General features: G+C 65.4%; 13 protein-coding genes. 9 read left to right on the plus strand and 4 right to left on the minus strand.

Annotated features, from left to right (window positions below; all coding sequences use genetic code 11):
* Nucleotides 1-656 precede the first annotated feature (656 nt).
* The 3 genes from ACFY2Z_RS14730 (at nt 657) to ACFY2Z_RS14740 (ending at nt 6,675) form a co-directional block, all read left to right on the plus strand.
* Nucleotides 657-1,025 carry a hypothetical protein gene (locus ACFY2Z_RS14730; RefSeq protein WP_390744554.1) on the plus strand — a complete coding sequence of 123 codons (369 nt, stop codon included), beginning with the start codon at nt 657-659 and terminating at the stop codon, nt 1,023-1,025.
* Nucleotides 1,026-1,038: 13 nt separating this feature from the next.
* Nucleotides 1,039-5,772: a caspase family protein gene (locus ACFY2Z_RS14735; protein ID WP_390744555.1), complete on the plus strand. Its 4,734-nt coding sequence runs from the start codon at nt 1,039-1,041 to the stop codon at nt 5,770-5,772.
* A 693-nt stretch (nt 5,773-6,465) separates the two neighbouring features.
* Nucleotides 6,466-6,675, plus strand: a complete 210-nt coding sequence (locus ACFY2Z_RS14740) for a hypothetical protein (RefSeq protein ID WP_390744556.1) — start codon at nt 6,466-6,468, stop codon at nt 6,673-6,675.
* Between the two features lie 250 nt (nt 6,676-6,925).
* Here the strand turns inward: ACFY2Z_RS14740 and ACFY2Z_RS14745 are convergent.
* Together ACFY2Z_RS14745 and ACFY2Z_RS14750 are read right to left on the minus strand one after the other, a co-directional pair.
* A protein-coding gene (locus tag ACFY2Z_RS14745; protein WP_390744741.1) for an IS5 family transposase occupies nt 6,926-7,725 on the minus strand; the annotation gives its coding sequence in 2 pieces (ribosomal slippage) (nt 6,926-7,387 and nt 7,390-7,725; 798 coding nt in all).
* A gap of 323 nt (nt 7,726-8,048) precedes the next feature.
* A complete protein-coding gene (locus ACFY2Z_RS14750) occupies nt 8,049-8,234 on the minus strand; it encodes a hypothetical protein (protein ID WP_390744557.1) in 186 nt (61 codons plus the stop codon).
* A gap of 439 nt (nt 8,235-8,673) precedes the next feature.
* Between ACFY2Z_RS14750 and ACFY2Z_RS14755 the strand changes: the two genes are divergently transcribed.
* The 3 genes from ACFY2Z_RS14755 to ACFY2Z_RS14765 are packed head-to-tail and all read left to right on the plus strand — an operon-like array spanning nt 8,674 to nt 12,461.
* Nucleotides 8,674-9,243 (plus strand): 2Fe-2S iron-sulfur cluster-binding protein, encoded by a 570-nt coding sequence (locus ACFY2Z_RS14755; protein ID WP_390744558.1) that lies wholly within the window; start codon nt 8,674-8,676, stop codon nt 9,241-9,243.
* Nucleotides 9,240-10,223 (plus strand): FAD binding domain-containing protein, encoded by a 984-nt coding sequence (locus ACFY2Z_RS14760; RefSeq protein ID WP_390744559.1) that lies wholly within the window; start codon nt 9,240-9,242, stop codon nt 10,221-10,223. The genes ACFY2Z_RS14755 and ACFY2Z_RS14760 overlap by 4 nt, the downstream gene beginning before the upstream one ends.
* Nucleotides 10,224-10,232: 9 nt before the next feature.
* Nucleotides 10,233-12,461: a molybdopterin cofactor-binding domain-containing protein gene (locus ACFY2Z_RS14765; protein WP_390744560.1), complete on the plus strand. Its 2,229-nt coding sequence runs from the start codon at nt 10,233-10,235 to the stop codon at nt 12,459-12,461.
* Nucleotides 12,462-12,907: 446 nt separating this feature from the next.
* Here ACFY2Z_RS14765 and ACFY2Z_RS14770 read toward each other — a convergent pair whose 3' ends face one another.
* Nucleotides 12,908-13,402, minus strand: coding sequence for a hypothetical protein (locus tag ACFY2Z_RS14770; protein WP_390744561.1), 495 nt, complete (start codon nt 13,400-13,402; stop codon nt 12,908-12,910).
* Between the two features lie 1,005 nt (nt 13,403-14,407).
* Between ACFY2Z_RS14770 and ACFY2Z_RS14775 the strand changes: the two genes are divergently transcribed.
* From ACFY2Z_RS14775 to ACFY2Z_RS14785, 3 genes are all read left to right on the plus strand, one after another.
* Nucleotides 14,408-14,659, plus strand: a complete 252-nt coding sequence (locus ACFY2Z_RS14775) for a hypothetical protein (RefSeq protein WP_311700470.1) — start codon at nt 14,408-14,410, stop codon at nt 14,657-14,659.
* Between the two features lie 10 nt (nt 14,660-14,669).
* A complete protein-coding gene (locus ACFY2Z_RS14780) occupies nt 14,670-15,848 on the plus strand; it encodes a flotillin family protein (protein WP_390744562.1) in 1,179 nt (392 codons plus the stop codon).
* A gap of 450 nt (nt 15,849-16,298) precedes the next feature.
* Entirely contained in the window at nt 16,299-16,784 is a 486-nt protein-coding gene (locus ACFY2Z_RS14785; RefSeq protein WP_390744563.1) for a lamin tail domain-containing protein, read from the plus strand.
* Nucleotides 16,785-16,934: 150 nt separating this feature from the next.
* On the opposite strand, the gene ACFY2Z_RS14790 is transcribed toward ACFY2Z_RS14785, so the two are convergent.
* A complete protein-coding gene (locus ACFY2Z_RS14790) occupies nt 16,935-19,199 on the minus strand; it encodes an N-acetylmuramoyl-L-alanine amidase (RefSeq protein WP_390744742.1) in 2,265 nt (754 codons plus the stop codon).
* Nucleotides 19,200-19,575: the final 376 nt, after the last annotated feature.

Raw genomic sequence — 19,575 nt, forward strand, 5'->3', positions numbered from 1 at the left:
ACTCCCGTACCAGTGAAGTCAGGATGATTAAGAGATCACGCAGTGGCCCGCTTTTGATCCGCCGTCCGTGGCCCTCATTTCACCCGTCGACGACACCGCTCATCTTCAATGGGAGCAGGAGGCAGACTGAGGCTCACCCTCACCTCGTGACAGTCGTGCACCGTCACCTGACCGGGAACCCTCACCACCGTGGCCGCATGGACACCGGAGCAGCGTGAGGCATATGCCCGGCCCGCCTGGACCGTTCTGGCATCACTGATTCCCTCGGAAGGACTGCTCTGCAAGCCGACTAGGCATGACGGGCGCACCGTCCTACTCGATCCTTGCGAGCCAGTCGGTACTGTGCCGACCAGACTGGCCAGCATTCGGGCGTCTAGCCACGGCGCGCTGTCTCCTGCTCGTAGGGGCAGACTCCGGTACCGATCTGGCTGTCTCAGAGGCAGCCAGTGTTACCCCGTGGCCCAAGCACGCAAGGGGTAATAGGCGCACACCCGGACAAAATGTCCGAACATCACGCATTACAGGTCAGGTCCACAATCTGCCCGAATCGTCGGAAGCTCGCGGGCTGCGGCCCGGGCGAATGTCGGATTCCGCCACCAGCCAGGCAACCAGCTTCTACAATATGGCAGCCGCTAACAGGACAACGAGGGGGATGCATGTTCGAAACAACCAAGGCTGCCACCACCAGCGCCAGCGAAGCCGTAGAGGTACTCAACATCGTGGTGTCTTCCGACGACCCCACAGTTGTTGCGAGCACTGCAGGAGAGAAAGGGATCTTCGGGCGCATGGATGGCGGTAACACCGTCCGCCAGATTCCCGTAGCCGTCCTTCGGGAGAATTTGCAGCGGACCATTGACGGCCTTCAGGAAGTCCTTGGAGAGATCCGAGTGCCCGACGATGGCATGTCACTGCAGCAGGCGCAGGTGACGTTTGAGGTTACGGCAAGTGGGGGAATCAATTTGATTGGCACTTCAGCCCAAGTGGGGACCAAAGGGGCGATAACGCTGACTTTCGGCGTGCGGTAGGTCAATCGACGCCATGACTAAATCATCTCGCGCCCTACTGATCGGGGTGCCGAATTATCGCGACGACGCAATTGACGACTTGCCATTCATTGTGGACGATATGGCTGAATTGCGGGACGCGCTTTCATCGGTCGGGTACGACGTAGAGGTACATGACGTCGAAGAAACTGATCGTGACACCATCGATTCGGTGATTGAGCTGTTTTTTCAGGATGCCGCCCAGGGTGAGACCCTATTCCTCTATCTGAGCGGCCATGGCATCCATCATGACGGTACGGATTATCTTGTCCCCAAAGGCGCTCTGGTCAGATCGCACGACTTCCGACGGCGATGCCTGTCCCTTGACTTCAGCGGCTACGTCGAGCGCAGTCGTGCTGGCGACGTTGCCGTATTCGTAGATGCCTGTCGCGAAGGTATCAAGATAAAAGAGATGGGCGCAGTAAATGCCGCCAGCTGGTCTCAAATGCAGGTCGCGCGAGCGGGAGCACGACACTACTCTCATGTCTATGCCTGCTCACCTGGAGAGCGTGCACGCTACACAACGACGGGCAACGGTACGTTCAGTATCTTTTCTCGGGCACTCAGCACTGTAGTAGCGGACGAGACTGGCCCAAGTACGCTGATCGAACTAAAGGAGCAATTGCAAGTCGCAACAGATGCGCTGACTGCTGAGCATAACTGCCCCAGACAGCAGATCAGGGTGCGGACCGAGACGGAGATCGACGACTTCGTCATCATCGAAAGACCAGATCGCGTAACGCGCAGTACGATGGAAGGGCACAACTGGATAACAGCGGCCGGGAACCATCCCGCTTGGAAGCAAATCGGTGATGGTGTAGGCGCCGAGGCCATGAAACAGGCTGCCGTAGCCCTCGTCACCCGTCTTGCCTCGTACGCAAATGACGACGAGGCACTCCTAAGCCGCGACCCCTGGCGTCCAATAAACTTCGCGGAACGTATGACCGGTCGTGTGGGCTGGCTACTCTCTAAAGTTCTCAACCCTGAAAAACTGGCACTTTCGCCTGCCGAGGCGGCACTGCTGGTTGTAATACCTTTTCTCTACGTATCGATCGAGAACCGTTCCGCAGCCGAAGCATTGGGCGCCGAGCCAGAGAATTTGTCCCGAGTGGCATGCCCGACGGACGAGCGTGCGAGCTACGAGCAGCACTTCAATAGCTATTCACGGCTTATACGTCGAGCAGCATCACATGCGGCTCAAACAGGTACAGATGATCAGGCAGCTGCCATTGCCTGGTGGCTCTTCCGCCGTTGGCTGATCAGGAAGCCCAGCGCGTTCCACGAGCAGTTGTTCGCCACCCTGGTCGGCCCGATAGATCGCCTACTTGAAAATGTTCAGGGCAGCACCGATCGTCAATTGGTCACCGAGCTCTTCGAGCAAGACACCATATCCACACTGCTACGTTCGTTGCGGGCATCATTCGACAGGACCACCATTCGGCAAGAGCGCCAGTTGGCCGGCTCCACGGAGGCGGAGCAATACATACGGCTACAATTGCTCGTAGTTCTACTGACCGTTGCCCATCACTTGGCGATCAATCCGGCCATGCTGCCGGACGTCATTGCGGAGCATCTCGGTATCAGTTACTCCGTTGACATGACGGAACTACACAAAACTATTGAGATGGCACGCTGGGACCCTCGTGGCAGAACACGAGTTCTCAACGCTGCATGCCAACACCCGGCTGTCGGTCTAGCGCTGCAACAACAGGCATCGTCGCTAGATACTCTGCTAGGTGCGGTTGACGTTCAGGCGGGGACCGAACCCCAGTTGGCACCTCTACAGGACCTACCAGTGCATGCCACAGCTGATCAGGTGCATGCTGCAACTGACTCGCATGGTAGGCCTGTATACGAGTCCACAGACCTGCGCTTCCGTCTCGCCGATGAACGCATCCAAGAGCTCCTGATGGGCGAACAGCTATATGGCGACCCGGCACTGGCAATTAGGGAGCTCTACCAAAATGCTCTAGACGCTTGCCGGTACCGCGGGGCCCGTATGGATTATCTTCGACACCAACATCCTCTGTTGGCCAAGTGGTCGGGACATATTGCGTTCACTCAGGGAGTGGATGAGCACGGTCGGGCATTTATTGAATGCCGCGACAACGGGATTGGTATGGGGGAGCGCGAACTCCGCGAAGTCTTCTCTCATGCCGGCATGCGTTTCGCCGACCTCCCCGAATACCTTGAGGAGCAGGCAGCTTGGGAAAAGGAAGGAATTAAACTCTACCCAAATAGCCGCTTCGGGATCGGTGTGCTGAGTTACTTCATGATCGCAGATGACGTCTCGGTAGTGACCTGCCGCCTGGATCGCGAGGGGCATCCAGGACGTCGTCTGCAGGTTGACATAGCCGGGCCTGGCTCACTTTTTTACATTCGTGACCTAGGTCGTGGCCATGATGCTGGTACTACTGTGCGCCTTTACCTCCGTACACCCGACAAGGCACCGTCCTGTGTCGATCTACTACGCCGACTATTGTGGATATCCGAATACTCCGTTACCGCTGAGGACGCAACAACACGGCTCGCGTGGGAACCGCATGTGCTCTCTCCTGTTGCGCCGCTTGGAGCCAGAGATCCCCACCTAAAAAGCGCTCGTCGTGATAGCGATATCGCTGTCGACGCCACATCGCGTCCGGAAGTCTGGTGGACTGATACAACCGGCGGCGTGCTGGCTGACGGCGTGTGGGTCGGGGTACCGCTGTTTGGAGCCGTCGTCAATCTCAGCGGACAGTACAGCCCTCAGTTGACGGTCGACCGGAGACGCGTGATCAGCTACGACGCGGCTTACGTTAGTTCGCTGCTGCAGCAGGGGATCGGCTCGCTGCTACAGAAGGGGGCCAAGGTATATGACCACGCGTGGCTCTCGGAACTGACCCGCGATCAACCAACGCTGGCAGACGCGGTGGCAGCGGCAGCGGTGGCGTGTGGTTACACCCCATGGATGGTGAACGGGAACGAGTTGGATATCACCGCCGCAGGCTGCTTTCCGGCAGACGCAGACTTGATAAATGAAGAGGGCCTAGCTAGCCGTTCCGGCAACCCCGCCGCTCCAAGATTCGTTGCCGACTGGCGAGTTCTAGCGTGGGCAGCAGCCGGTATGTTCCCCGGAGTGACAGTCACCGACCCCGGCGCTATGCCACTGGCTCAGCCCACGGATGACCACCTGCTCTGTCCGGAAAACCGCCGACATCCGACAGACCATGCGGTAATGCGATCGAATCGGCGGCGGAATGGTTGGCTCCGTCCTAATCAGGTCGTGGCGTTGGGCCATGTCCTTTGGTTTGCCGAGCTTACAGGGCGCCGTCCTCAGGACGTAGCGGCCAGACTGACGGAGTTCGGGCTGCAAATCCCAGAAGACGTAATCCTGCCCGAAACGATCGAGCCCGACGACCTCCTTATCATGAGCCAGAATCATGATAAGGAGGGTCCGTGGCTGAGTGCGGAAGAGCCAGTGCCATTGGCGCACATACTCGCCGCTGCCGACCGGACAGGGCGCCGTCCCCGAGATATAGCGGCCAGACTGACGGAGTTCGGGCTGCAAATCCCAGAAGACGTAATCCTGCCCGAAACAGTCGAGCCTGACGACCGGACTATCCTCGAATGGAATCTCGCCGGTTGGGCGGACGCTTCGGAACCGGTGCCAATGGCATATGTATTGGCGGCTGCCGCCAACGCTGGGCGTACCCCCGAGGAGGTGGCCGCCCGGTTGACGGAGTTCGGACTGAAAGTTCCCGAAGATGTACCCCTGCCCGAAACAGTCAAGCCTGACGATCTGCTCATTCTCAGTAGAGATTTCGACGGAATGGGGCCTTGGCTGCATATTTCGAAGCCTGTATCACTGGTACACGTACTCACAGCTGCCGGAATGACGGGCCGCGGGCCCCGTGCAGTGGCAGCCAGACTCGAAGAACTCGGGTTGGTGACGCCGGAAGGTGTAATATTTCCCCAAACAGTTGAGCCCGACGACCTAGGCCTCATCACTGTGGACTCCGCGACAGAGTGGTTGGATATCACGGAACCGGTGCCCATGGGACACCTACTTGCGGTTGCCGACGAGACGGGACGCAGCCCGTACGAGGTGGCAGCTAGGCTAGAAGAACTCGGGTATAGGATGCCTGAAGGCGTTATTCTGCCCGCGATAGTTGAGCGCGATGATCTGCTCATCCTAAGTGAGAGCCTCTCCCGGGAGGTGCCGTGGCTAGTGCCCACTCAGCCAGTGCCGATGGGACACATACTCGCGGCCGCTACCCTGACAGGAAGACTCCCCGAAGAGGTGGCAGCCAGACTGGCGGAGCTCGGGCATAAGATGGCCGAAGGTGCGGCTCTACCTGCAAAAGTTGAGCGTGATGACCTACTCATCCTCAGCAGGGACAAAGATCGGGCGGCACCGTGGCTTAATCCTGATGAGCCAGTGCCATTGGCGCACGTGCTTGCGGCCGCCGAAGAGACGGGCCGCCACCCCGAAGACGTAGCAGCTAGGCTCGCAGCACTCGGGTTGAGGCTTCTCGAAAACATAGCTCTTCCCGAAACAGTTGATCCAGAGACTCTCCTGCTATTTCGCCACCTTCCTCCCCGGGAATGCAAGTGGATGGACCAAGAAACGCCGGTTAAACTGTGGGACGTCTTGCAGGCTGCTTCCCTCAGTAGGCGTCCACTAATCGAAGTCGCGCAAACCCTCATGAAGCTCGGATATCCTTTCGATGCTACTGTCACCTACGGCTAAGAGGCCACATTTTTCCGTTCCGCGCTTGCCAGCTCAAATTGAGTGCACACCATAAGTACCGGTCGGCGGAGATTTCCGGAGTATGGACTGGCCGTCAAGTCAGTCCATACTCCCTGCGGGAACGGCCGACCTTCAGGGCAGGTTAAAAAGTGGAAGGTTACATGTAGCTCCACAACCTTGCGGAGAGTGACGGGGTAAAGGTTGGTGTGCGTATCCTGCACGGAGAGGCCCTTCAGGAAATGATCGAGCGAGCCCAGCCCCAGATCACGCATTGGCCCACGTTCAGGGCAGCCGACTACGTCGACCTGCCTCTGTACCTCGATCAGAACCGGCACAACCCCGTTCCACAGCCGCCTCAAGGAACTGAGATTCCAAGCTTGCCAGCGAGCAAGGGAGTTGGCTCGTCAGCGCATAGTCCGTCGGGCTGACATCACCAGCTGACATCAACGGTGGCGACCGATGGTGCACCGAAGACCACAGCCGGACCGGCGAGCGACCAGCGGGCCCCGCTCCGGCACGCGGCACCGCGCTGTGATCGAACTTGTAAAGCGAATGTCGCGGGCGTGGTACAGACCAGACTGCCGTGCTGGGGCCAACCAAGTGCGGCAGATCACGGCTCGCCGGCGCCTCCGTGGTCCTTCAACGTCGCACAACCGTGCGGACCTGCCGAGAATCAACCAGTAACCTCAACTCATGGCCGACACCACACCGCACCGGCGTCGACTCGCGACCACCGTGCTCATCGTCTGGCCGACCCTGTCACTTGCAGGATGGGGTCTGGCCCGCGTCCTCGGAGGCCCGGAGGACCTCGCCGACTCCGCCGTGAGGGTGGGCACGCTCATCGTCGCCGTGGCGGTGGTTGAGAGGGCGCGCCAGTGGCGGAAACGCCACCGATCCAAGTAAGCGCTCTGTACAGCAGCAACGACAGCGACCCGCACCAGGTCCCTGACATCCAAGCCTGACATCAACCGGGAAGGTTCCGGGGCTGTCCGGCTGTCACCGGGTTTTCGCGGGTGGCCATGTCGCATACGTGTCGAAGTTCTCGGCCGGAGATCAGCCGGCGCCCGGCCCCTCCGGGAGGTCGCCCGCGGCTTCGAGCCGCCGTTTCAGGTCAGGCAGCTGCCCGTCGACGCAGCGGGCATAAGACGTCATCTCATTTGGTGAGTCGGCGGTAGCAGATGAGGGTGCAAGCGATGCTGGTGAAAGCCAGGAAGTGCTCCGCTTTGCGCTCGTAGCGGCGGTGCAGTCGGCGGCATCCGGCGAGCCACGACATCGTGCGCTCTATGGTCCAGCGGTGACGGCCCAGGCGGGTCGAGGACTCGACACCCTTACGTGCGATGCGGTGCCTGATACCGCGCCCGCGTAACCATCGCCGCAGGTGGTCGTAGTCGTATCCCTTGTCGGCGTGGAGCTTTCCTGGTCTACGTCGTCGCGGTCCGCGCCGGGAGCGGATCGGCGGTATCCCCTTCACCAGCGGGATCAGCGCCTGGCTGTCGTGCAGGTTCGCTCCCGAAATTCCGGCGGACAGGGGCAGACCTGTCCGTTCGGTGATCAGGTGGATCTTCGAGCCGTACTTGCCCCGGTCGACAGGATTCGGACCCGTCAGATCCCCCTTTTCAGGGCTCGCATGTTCACCGAGTCGATCGCGCAACGAGACCAGTCCAGCTCGCCGCGGGCGCCGAGCTCGTCGAGGATCAGGCGATGCAGCTTCGCCCACACTCTGGCCTTCGACCACTCGGCGAAGCGCCGGTGCGCGGTCGCTCCCGACGGCCCGAACGACGCGAAGGGCAGCTGCTGCCACGTGCAGCCCGACGTCGCCACGAACACGATCGCTGCCAGCACCTCCCGATCACCGTGCCGGCGTCGGCCGCCGCCCTGAGGCCGCGACGGAGCCTCTGGTACCACTCGCTGGAACAGCTCCCACAACTCATCCGGCACCAGCCGCTCAACGATCGAAACCACGACCGACAGCCTACCGATCCAAATGAGATGGCGTCTAAGTGGCCAAGAGCACGGCGACGGTGTCCCGGCCCACTCCGCCACCTGGGCGGGCGGGACACCGTCGTTGAGCCACTTCGTCAGGCGCGTGTTCCGGTTGTCGTACACGCGCCGCCCGGTGGCCGACTCGAAGACGTGCGGAGGCAGCACGGCCTTGCTCGCACCGCGCCACGCCCGACGGATGACGGAACCGGCGAGGATGCCGCCGGACTCGCCCTGGAAGAGCGGATCACCCGGCTGGAGCTGTTCGTCCGCGATGTGCTGCCGCAGGATGCGTGTCAGGGGGGATACCCCGGCACAGTGCGTGTTTCATCCTCCGCACGGCCTTTCAGGTCGCGGTGCTCGTGGATCTCCCCCGTGTCGGTCCACTGCTTTCCGACCTCCGGGGCCGTCGTGTGGATCAGCAGCTCGCACCACTGGTCGTCAGCGTCGGGCTCGGGCAGGGTCAGGTCCGCGACGCGCATGGCCACGGCTTCCTCGGGTCGTGGGCCGCAGTAGCAGAGCGTGGCGAAAAAGGCGTGGAGCCGCTTTCCGCCACGCGGCCGGCGCCGCATCCGGTCGAGGATCGCCGCCGCCTGCCTTGGGATTCAGCAAGGACCGCTTGTCCACGGCGTTCGTGGTCTTCGTGACGGCCGTCGACTCCTTGCCCTTGGGAAGGGGCTGACCCGCAGGATGCGCCGCCGGAGCGTGCTTCATGGCGACGTTGAGGATCCGGCGGTTGCGCTTCCGGGACCAGGCCGCGGCAAGTTTGCCGTCGAGGCGGGTGTCGATGGCGCGCAGGACCGGCGTCCGCCTTCCGACGCGCGGGGCGACGGGTTTCGCGAGACGCTGGGGAGGTGCGCGCCCGAAAGCGGCGACGCATTTCCAGCGAGAACGCGCACCTAGCCATGAAGGCGGGCCGTGATGAGCGATTCGGATACGGGCGCCATGGGGCGAAGCCAGGGCGAGACGGCCGGACTCTCGAGGATCAGGCTGAGTGTCAACGATCAGGTGCGGCAGCTCGAGGTGGATCCGCGGACCTCACTGCTCGACGCGCTGCGCGAACATCTGCGCCTGAGCGGCACCAAGAAAGGGTGTGACCATGGGCAGTGCGGCGCCTGCACCGTGCTGATCAACGGCTGGCGCGTCAACTCCTGCCTGACGCTCGCCGTCATGCACGAGGGCGACGAGATCGTGACGATCGAGGGCCTGGGCGATCCCGATGACCTGCACCCCATGCAACGCGCCTTCGTCGAGAACGACGGCTTCCAGTGCGGCTACTGCACCCCAGGCCAGATCTGTTCGGCCGTCGGCATGCTCGCCGAGGTGGAGGCGGGCTGGCCCAGCCACGCCACGGCTGACGTGTCCGCGCCGCAGGTCGCGTTGACCGACGAGGAGATCCGCGAGCGGATGAGCGGCAACATCTGCCGGTGCGCCGCCTATCCGAACATCGTCGCGGCCATCCGCGGCACCGCGGAAGGGGGCCGGGAATGAGACCGTTCACCTACGAGCGAGCGACGGACGCGCAAGCCGCCCTTGTCGCGGTGTCCAGAGACGGCGCGAAGTTCATCAGCGGCGGCACCAATCTGCTCGACCTGATGAAGCTCGACATCGAGAAGCCCAGCCATCTGGTGGACATCAGTCGGCTTCCGCTGCGGGACATCGAGGAACTCCCGGACGGCGGTCTCCGTATCGGCGCCCAGGCGGCGAACTCCGAGGTGGCCGCCGACGCCCGCGTACGCACCCGCTATCCGGTGCTGTCGGAGGCGCTGGTGTCCGGCGCGTCGGGCCAGCTGCGCAACAAGGCGTCCACCGGCGGAAACCTGATGCAGCGCACTCGCTGCCCGTACTTCTACGACACCGCCGCGGGCTGCAACAAGCGTGATCCCGGGTCCGGATGCTCGGCGATCGGCGGGTTCAACCGGATACACGCGATCCTCGGCGCCAGCGACTCCTGCATCGCCACCCACCCCTCGGACATGGCCGTCGCGATGACCGCGCTGGGAGCGGAGATCGAGCTGCTCGACGCCGATCAGGCGGTACGCCGCGTCGCCATCACGGACTTCTACCGGCTGCCGGGCGACACCCCGCACATCGAGACCGTGCTGCGGACCGGCGAGATGATCACGAGTGTCGTCCTGCCCCCGCCTCCGCCGGGCCGGCAGAAGTACCGCAAGGTGCGCGACCGAGCGTCGTACGAGTTCGCGCTGGTCTCCGTGGCGGCTGTCGTCTCGACCGATCAGGGAACGATCAGTGAGGCGCGGGTGGCGTTCGGCGGTGTCGCGCACAAGCCGTGGCGTTCCGTCGAGGCGGAGGCCGCGCTGATCGGCCGTCCGGCCACGATGGGCACCTATCGCGCCGCCGCCGAGGCGGCGATGCGCGACGCGGTCGGGCAGGGGCACAACGACTTCAAGATCGAGCTGGCCGAGCGCACGCTGTGCCGCACGCTGGCGCAAGTCGCCGGGGCGAGCTGAGGAGGCGGCATGATCGGGCAAGCCCTGAACCGCGTCGACGGCCCCTCGAAGGTCACCGGCCGGGCCACCTACGCCTACGAGCAATGGGAGGCCGGCCGGCCGCTCTACGGTTTCATCCTCGGCGCGACGATCGGCAAGGGCCGTATCACCCGGATCGACACGGAGAGCGCCGAACGCGCGCCCGGCGTGCACATGGTGATGACCTATCTCAACGCCCCGGCGCAGGGCACTCGCGACGAATCCATTCCGTTCGAGTACTGGCGCGCACAGCCGGTGCTGACCGGCCCCGACATCCACTATTACGGCGAACCGGTGGCACTCGTCGTCGCCACGTCCCTCGAGCAGGCCCGTGCGGCGGCCGATCTCGTCGAAGTCGAATACATCACCGGGCGGGGACGTTTCAACTTCGCCGAGCAGGAAGACGAGGTGTACATCCCGAAGGTGGTCAACGCCGGTCTCCCCACCGACACCGCGGTGGGCGACTTCGATGCCGGGTTCGACAGCGCGGACGTCAGGATCGACCAGTACTACACGACGCCGTACGAGTTCTCGATGCCGATGGAACCGCACGCCTGTCTGGTGGAACCGCGTGACGAGGACCTGGTCGTCTACGTCAGCTGCCAGATCGTCGACGCGGCGCAGGCTTCGGTCGCCAGCACACTGGGGATCGACCCGGCACGGGTTCACATCGTCACCCCCTTCGTCGGCGGGGGATTCGGGTCCAAGCTGGGCATCCATTCCGAGACCATCCTGGCAGCGCTCGCGGCTCGCGCGTTGCGCCGACCGGTGAAGATCGCGATGACCCGGCAGCAGATCTTCCAGCTCGTCGGCATGCGCCCCACCTCCAGCCAGCGGGTCCGGCTGGGCGCGGGGCGGGACGGGCGGCTGGCCGCGATCGCCCATGACGTCACCATGCACACCAACCCCGACGTGGAGTACGCCGAGCAGACCGCCGCCACGACCCGCAGCCTCTACGCGGCGCCCCACCGGCTGACCAGCCACCGGCTGGCGCCGCTCGACCTGCCGCGCGGGACGGACGTCCGCGCACCGGGCGAGGCGCCGGGCATGCTCGCGGTCGAGTCGGCGATGGACGAGCTGGCCCATGCGCTCGACCTGGACCCGGTCGAGCTGCGGATCCGCAACGAGCCCACCGTCGATCCCGAGCGGGACGTGCCGTACAGCGACCGGCACCTGGTCGACTGTCTGCGCGAAGGTGCGCGCCGGTTCGGCTGGGAGCACCGCTCCGGCGCCCCGGCGAGCGTGCGCGACGGGCGATGGCTGGTCGGCTACGGCATGTCGGCCGCCATCCGCGGGCACTTCCAAGGGCCGACCGCCGTGCGCGTGCGGTGGGAGGCGGACGGCACCGCCGTCGTCCAGACGGACATGACCGACCTCGGCACCGGTACCTACACCGTCCTGACCCAGGTCGCGGCCGACGGCCTCGGGCTCTCGCCCGATCGGGTGCGGATCGAGCTCGGGCGGTCCGATTTTCCCTCGAGCTGGGGGTCCGGGGGCTCGTGGGGCGCCACCAATTCGTGCACCGCGGTGCATCGGGCGTGCCTGGCCCTGCGTGAGAAGGTGCTGGTCGCGGCGGGCGGCGACACGCGCTCTCCGCTGCACGGACTCGACCCGGCGGACGCCGTGTTCTCCGATGGCAATGTGCGTATCGGCGGCGCGTCCGAGGCAGTGAGCGAGATCGTCGCCCGCAACCATCCCGAAGGTGTGGAAGCGGAGGGCGTGACCCGCTTCATGGGTGATGATCCGAACTACACGGCCTACTCGATCAACACCTACGGGGCCCATTTCGCCGAGGTGGGGGTCGACGCGGACACCGCCGAGATCCGGCTGAGGCGGATGCTCGGCGTGTTCTCGGTGGGCCGTGTGTTCAACCCGAAGACGGCCCGCTCGCAGCTGATCGGCGGCATGATCTGGGGACTCGGCGCGGCCCTCGAGGAGGAGGCCGTCGTCGACCCGCGATCCGGCGCCTTCGTCAACCACGATTTCGCGCAGTACCTGGTGCCGGTCCACGCCGACATCCCCGACATCGACGCCGTCGTCCTTGACGGGTTCGACGACAAGGCCAACGCCCTTGGTGCGAAGGGCGTCGGTGAGCTGGGAATCTGCGGCGCCGGCGCGGCGGTCGCGAACGCGGTGTTCAACGCCACCGGCGTGCGCGTGCGCGACTTCCCCATCACCATCGAGAAGGTGCTGCCCGGTCTACCACTGCTGGAGGCCTGAGTCCGTGACGAGTCAGTGACGGCGATGCCGGTTTCGCCGGGCCGCCGGGGCCAAGGCGGAGGGTTGACGACATCCACTCGCGGTGGGGTGCCACTTTCTGGTTGAGCTGATCCGTGATCCCCTGCCGGAGGCCGCCGGCCGGCACCGGGACGGTGGGGGCACGGTCGCCGACCGCGCGTCCGTCGTGGTGGATGCCGGGGAGGGTGGTGGGTTGAGGTCTGGTTGCGGCTGAGAGCGCAGGGAAGGGGCAGAGCCGCATGGACGCAACAGTGTCCACGCGGCTCTGCCCCTTCCATCACTGTTCTGTTGTGCCGAGCCGCCGAACGGATTCCCCGAACCACGGGTCCGCGAGGGAATACTGCCGGCAGGGCGCGGGGGCCGACCTCCGCGTCCGAGCCCCTCAGTGCGCCGGCACCCGATCGCGGCTGCCGGCGGTCAATCGCTGATCAGGGGTTGTGCGCCATGGTCATCGGGAACTGCATGAGCTGCGCGACGACCCGCTTCGGGTCGCCGACCGGGGCAAAGTCCACCGGCTCCGTCAGCTGGTAGACGCTCCCCTGCGGAGGGAAGACAGTGAGGCTCTCGTTCAGGGTGGTCATTGTCTTGGTGTTGGACAGGACCCACGGCGCACCGCCGCCCGGGGGCCTCTCGACGGTAAGGGTGAAGTCGTGGAACAGCGTGTTCTTGAACTTCGGCGGCATGTTGCTGACGACTTCGAGCAGGCTGAGCGGGGTGGTGTCGACGTCGGCCTGAGAGAGGGTGAGCTTGCCCAGTTCCGGGTGGTCAGCGCTGTACTCCTCCCCGATGATCTTCAGCTTCACTCCGCCGAGTCCGCTGGCGAGATTGGCCTCGACCCGGACCCTGATGCCGCCCTTGAAGTCCAGTTGGACCAGTCCGATCGCGTCGAATTTCATCGGCACGTTGACCGCATAGCCGGACATAGGGATTTCCAGGCCGATCGGGGGGATGAGCCCCCCAATAGAAACCATCGAAGCGCCTCCGCATTATGCGGGCAGCCCGTGCGAGTCGACACGGGCATGCCATTTCAGACATGACGCACGGCAGGCTACTGATCAAAGGTGTACCGAACCGTGCTGTCCGGCCGCACAGACTCGAAATGATGAACCGGCTTTGATCCCGACGGGCCAGTTGCCGCGGGTGGAGAGCCCGCAACCTCAGCGACCGCCGCGTCTGCGGTTCGCATCGAAGGGGCTGCGGGTACACGTGCCCCCTGCGTGCCCGATCAGGCGGTGCTGAGGGGGGAACCGCGGGGAGTGACGGCGACCGCCGCCGAAAGTCGCACGTCAGCGTCCCGGCTGGACAGTCCGCATCCGGTTACGTGATCTGCCAAACTGCTGCTCCGGGCGCCGACTTGATCGGTCATTGAAACTCCAGCCCAAAGCCGCTCCGCCGACCTCACGGGTCGTAGCGCCGACTTTCTTCGCGAAATCTCCGGGCGAGTTCGTCCCCCGCCAGACCCCGGTCCCTACTTTCGTGAATCACGTGAGGTGTATTCTGCAAATCAACACCCCATCGCTCTTACGCCACCTCGACAGTGCTCACCAAGCGGTCAGTAACCATTTCGGGCACCTCAGTCAGGGCCGGCCGCCAGATGAAGACCATCTCTAGCGAATTGCAACGCAGACGGCGCATAACGCATATCCGGCAGCCGCATCAAGTGGAGCAATTCGGCCGACACGCTCCCGGAGCCGATTTCTCGGCAAAGCACACCACAGAAATACAAAAAACTCGCCCGCAGGTCACGGCCGCCGTTGATCAGTTGTGGCTGTTCTGGGGAAGAGGGCGCCCCGGGGCGACACAGCCAGGTGGCCGGCCGGGACGGGCGCACTGTGCGGAGGTGCAGGGCGCGACCGCAGTGTAGGCGCCTGTCACGGGTGGGTCTAAGGTCGAAATATCAGGGCCAGAACGATGGGAGGCAGTCGGCAATGGCGCAGGACGAGGCCGTGATCGGCTGCACGGGGGAACTGCTCATCGGCACGCGTGGATCCGCCGGTCCCGGCGAGATCCTGGTGCGGGTCAGAGGCGGCTCCGAAACCTTCCTCGCCTGGTCGCAGGAGCCCCTGCCGATCGGGACGACGGTGCTTGTGGTCGAGTCCCGAGGGTGTCGTGAGGTCGACGTCATCGAGTGGGGCGATCCATTGGACACGTTGCGCGGCGATGCCGCCGACGTCGGTTAAGGAGAAGAGGATGTTCGGTTACCGCGTTCCCGCCCCCGACGAGGCGATGCTGATCTCGGGAGGACGGCGGGGACTGGGGGGCGCGCCGTTCAGGGTGGTGACGGGACACGGCAAGTTCGTGCTCCCCGTCGTCCGCAAGGTCCGCTTTCTTACGCTGTCGATGTGCGAGGCCGAGGTCACCGAGACCTGCGTGACCAGGCAGGGCATCGCGCTGAACGTCCGTGCCGTGATCGCGTTCAAGGTCGGCAACGACAACGAGAGCATCATCAATGCCGGACAGCGGTTCCTCTCCGACCAGGACCAGATGTCGGTCCTGACCGGCCGGATCTTCGCCGGCCATCTGCGCGCCATCATCGGCTCGATGACGGTCGAGGAGATCGTCACGGAGCGGCAGAAGCTCGCAGCCGAGGTGCTGGACACCTCCAAGACCGAGATGGCGAAGATCGGCCTCATCGTGGACTCCCTGCAGATCCAGTCGATCGACGACGGCGACACCGGCTACATCGACGCGATGTCCGCGCCACACAAGGCGGCCATCCAGCGGCAGGCCCAGATAGCCCAGGCCCAGGCCAACCAGGCCGCGGCCGAGGCGGAGCAGGACGCGGCGCGCAAGCAGGCCGAGTACGCCCGGCAGACGGCGGTGGTGAAGGCCGAGTACTCGGCCGAGGTGGACCGCGCCCAGGCGCACTCCTCCCAGGCCGGACCGCTCGCCCAGGCGCACGCCCAGCAGGAGGTGCTCGCCGCCCAGACCGAGCTGGCGCAGCGCCAGGCCAAGCTGCGGCAGCAGCAGTTGGTGGCCGAGGTGGTGAAGCCCGCGGAGGCCGAGGCGGAGCGGGTCAGGATCCTCGCCATCGCCGAGGCGGAGCGCATGAAGATCCAGGCGGAGGCCGCGGCCTCGCACGACCGGGTAGCCCTCGACCGAATGCTGATCGACCAGCTCCCGCAGATCGTGAAGGAGGCCGCGGGCGGCCTCTCCGGTGCCAATGTCAACGTCCTGAACGGCGCGGACGGTCTCGGCGAGATCGCGGCCGGTCTGGTCGCCCAGGGCCTGACGATCCTGGACTCGGTCCGGCAGAACCTCAACGGCCAGAGCGGCCAGAACGGCGGCGGCCGCCCCGAGGAGGGCAACGGTCGGCTCGAACTGCGGGGCCCGCGTACGTCGGGGCAGGACACCGGCGAGGAGAGGTAGTCGGCTTCACGTGACCTGAGTTTCGGGCTGTCGGTCGGTCACACCGTCGCTCGCGCCGCGCCGCTCACGCCTGGTCGCTTGTCATGCCCGCCCATGTCTGCCCATGTCCACGCGCGTAAGCAGGATATCCGGTCGTTACTCACTTTCGGGTGACGGCCGCGACGGCGCCGGGGTGGCGCACAGTGGCGCATTGCCGCGGCGGCTCAACTCCCGCAAGGGAGCCGGCGCCGCCGGTCGTCAACATGGTGCACCTCTCGCGTATATGGACATAGCAGGCGAGAGTCACGGAATTATGGCCAACACGTAACACGGTGCACGTCTCGCCCACATCGCGTCCGCCTTGGGGACATGGTGTGGATGCGCGGCCGACCGGTCGCCACCAGCACACCGCACACCTGCGGGTACGGCTGACTCCGTATGCCAGGTGTGCCCGCACATACAGGGGGACCTGTGTCCGCTTCCGCCAACGTGATCGCTCGCCGTCTGACCGCTGCCGCTCTCACGGCCGGTGCCGTGGTCGGGGCACTGACGGTGCCGGCGTCCGCAGCCGACCACCGTGCGCCCCGGCCGGACGTCGAGATCAGCCGCGTCCAGTACGACTCCCCGGGCCCCGAAGACCGCTCCAACCGTTCCCTGAACGCGGAGTGGGTGGAGATCACCAACACCACCCGCCGCGAAGTCGACCTCGACCACTGGACGCTGTCGAACAAGGCCGGCCAGACCTACACCTTCCACCACTACCGCCTGGCGGGTCGCGCCACCGTCCGGATCCACACGGGTATCGGCCTGAACAGGGGCACCGACCTGTTCCAGGACCGCCGGAACTATGTGTGGGACAACTACTCCGACACCGCGACCCTGCGCAACGACCACAGCCGTCTCGTCGACGTCGTCTCCTGGGGTGGCCCGCACCGCCGTCACGGCGGCCGTCACTGACCGGCCGTCGGCATCAGGTGATGCCTGAGTAGCAGAGCAGCCGCACACGCCGGCCTTCGCGACCTGGGGGATCGTGAAGGCCGGCGTCGTTTTGCGGGTGCGCGCCGGGCGATGCGAGATGCGATGAGTGGTGCGCGGCGCACACCGGTGTCACTTGATGTAGACGAGCCCGTCGGTGGTGACGGTGGGACGGCCGCTGGTGCCCACCACGACGACCTTGACGGTGTGCTTGGCGCTGCCGGACCAGGTCTTGGTCCATACCGCCTGCCGGTACTGGGTGGTGGCGGACTTCAGGTCGACCGTGGCGGCCTTGGTGCCGTCGACGTAGACGTAGGCCTGGCCGGAGGTGGTGGCGCGGGAGACCACCCAAACGGCGGAGCGGCCGGTGAAGGTCCAGGTGAGGGCCGCGCCCTTGGAGCCGCTCGAGTAGGACTTTCCGCCGAGGTAGCTGGTGGAGGAACGGGTGCTCCAGCTGCCGGACTTGGTGGCGGCGCTCTCCTGCAGTATCAGCGGGGTGTACGCCGGGGAGTACGTGCGGTAGTTGCCGGCGTAGTCGTAGGCACGCATCGACCAGGTGGTGGCGGTGCCGGACTTGGCGGTGCTGTTGAAGGCGGTGACGGTCGGGCCGAAGGTGCCGGTGGTCGGGGCCAGCAGCTTCACATAGCGCAGGGCCTTGTCGTCCGTGGCCTTCCAGCCGAGCGTGACCGGGACCGAGCTCGTGCTGACGGTGCCGGTGCGCAGGGAGAGCTTCGGAGTCGTGGGGAAGGTCGGTGCGGTCGTCTCCGCCACGACGCTCACCGAGGCGCTGGTCGCGGTCCTGCCGGACTGGTGTACGGCCCGTACGGCGACGGTGTGGCTGCCCAGCGGCAGCGTGGCAGCGGCGGAGGTGGCGGTGCCCGCAGTGGTGGCTACGGTCTTGCCGTCGACCAGCACTTGGAAGCTCTTGATGAGCGAGGACGGCGTGGTGGCCGTCCAGTTCACGGTGACGGCGCCCTTGGTGTAGTACGTGGAGCCCGAGAGGGTCGCGCCGCCGAGCGTGGTGACCTTGAGGTTCTGCACCGGACCGGCCGCCCAGGCCCGGATGGTGGGCAACTGGTCGTACAGGGAGCCGCCGGGGCACTCGGTGTTGTAGCCGTCACGGTGGCTGGAGATCCGCTGGAAGGTGTACGTGCTGCCCGCGGTGAAGCTGGTGCCGAAGTAGCTCTTCTGGGTGGCACCCGCGGTGAGCTGGGTGGTGCCGGCGGGGTCGGCGCCGTACTGGCCGAGCTTCCAGGCCGCCAGTCGGGCGATGGAGGCCAGTGCGGCGTTGGTGGCACTGGTGGTGGTGTAGTCACCGAGCACCGCCACGGCCGTCGACTCCCGGTTCCAGCCGTAGGTGTGGGCACCGAACACCGGCAGGTCGACCCCGCCCTTGCGGCCCTCGAAGAGGGTGCCGCACTTGTCGACGAGGAAGTTGTAGCCGATGTCCTTCCAGCCGCTGACCTGCACGTGGTACGCGTAGATACTCCGCACGACCGACGCTGAGTCGGCGCAGGAGTAGTCGTTGGCCCCGTCGGTGTGGTGGACGAACACGGCCTTCACGTCCGCGTTGTACTCCGGCGCCTCGGGGCTGATGGACTCGTCCGCACCCCAGCCGGCGCGCGAGACGATCGGCGGTTCGGGCACGGTGGACGGCGGCGCGGTCGGCACGGTGGCCGAGGCACTGGCGGACGGGCTCGTCGAGGGGGAGACGGAGCCCGAGTCGGTGGGGGTGACCGTGGGGATGGTGTCGGTCGGTGCCGGGGACGTGGTGGTCTGGCCGTCCGTCGGCTGGGTGGTGGTGCCGTCGCCGGGTGCGGCGGAGTCGGTGGGCGTGTCGCTCGGGGCGTCGGGACTTCCGTCGGCGACGAACGCGGCCGGCTCGCTCCTGGTACCGGACTGCCTGGTCTCGGCGGCGGTCACCACACCCGGGTCGACCAGATTGACCTCAAGTCCCCTGGGCAGTGCGGCGGTGGTGCCGTTCTTCCGGACGACCTGTGCCTGGACGCCGTCGGAAGGGCCGACCCACAGCGGCTCGGACGCGCCGCGCACCCCGGACCCGGGCTTCTCCGGCGGGTCCACGTCCAGTTCGAGGTTCTGCCAGGCACTCCACTCACCGGTCTCCAGGCTGCGGGTGCGCACCTGCGCCGTGCCGCCGAGCCGCTTGGCGGCGCCGGTCCAGGAGACGCCGAGCATCGAGAACTGCCCGGTGTCCGTGCGCGGCAGTTCCCGCTTCCCGCCCGTGGTGCCTTTCAGCGCGAGGTCGTAGACCTTGACCGGCCGCTTGGCCCGGCCGATCGCCCCCGGGTCGTGGGAGGGGCTGGCAACCGCATAGGTCACCAGGCCTCCGCCTCCCAGCACCACGGCACCGAGCGTCAGCCAGGCTCGTCGCTTCAGGCTCAGCGGTCTGTACGCATGCGACGTACGACGACTCACGACGAAATCCACCCCTCTGAAGGCCCTCAAGGCCTTGGAAGAAAGTCATCTGAGGCACACCCGTCACGGGGGTGACTCGCCCTCCCAGCGCAATCCGGCCCCCGAACGTCACAGGGGAAACCGGGGGCGGTGACGTAGATCACAGCGATTGCGGGTACGTCGGCTCGGGGCAGCCTCACGCGTCGGGCCGTGGCGGGTCGCACGAGCACGGCCACGAGCTACGGGCCCGGCTGAGGCACGCCCACGACCGGCATCGCTGTGACACATCTGTGTGACCTGCCGCTGAAGATCAAGGAAGAGTAAAGCGCGGTCGACGGCGAGGCGGGACCACCGCACC

Origin of the sequence: Streptomyces sp. NPDC001222, assembly GCF_042896945.1 — a bacterium.
Taxonomy (GTDB): domain Bacteria; phylum Actinomycetota; class Actinomycetes; order Streptomycetales; family Streptomycetaceae; genus Streptomyces; species Streptomyces gibsoniae.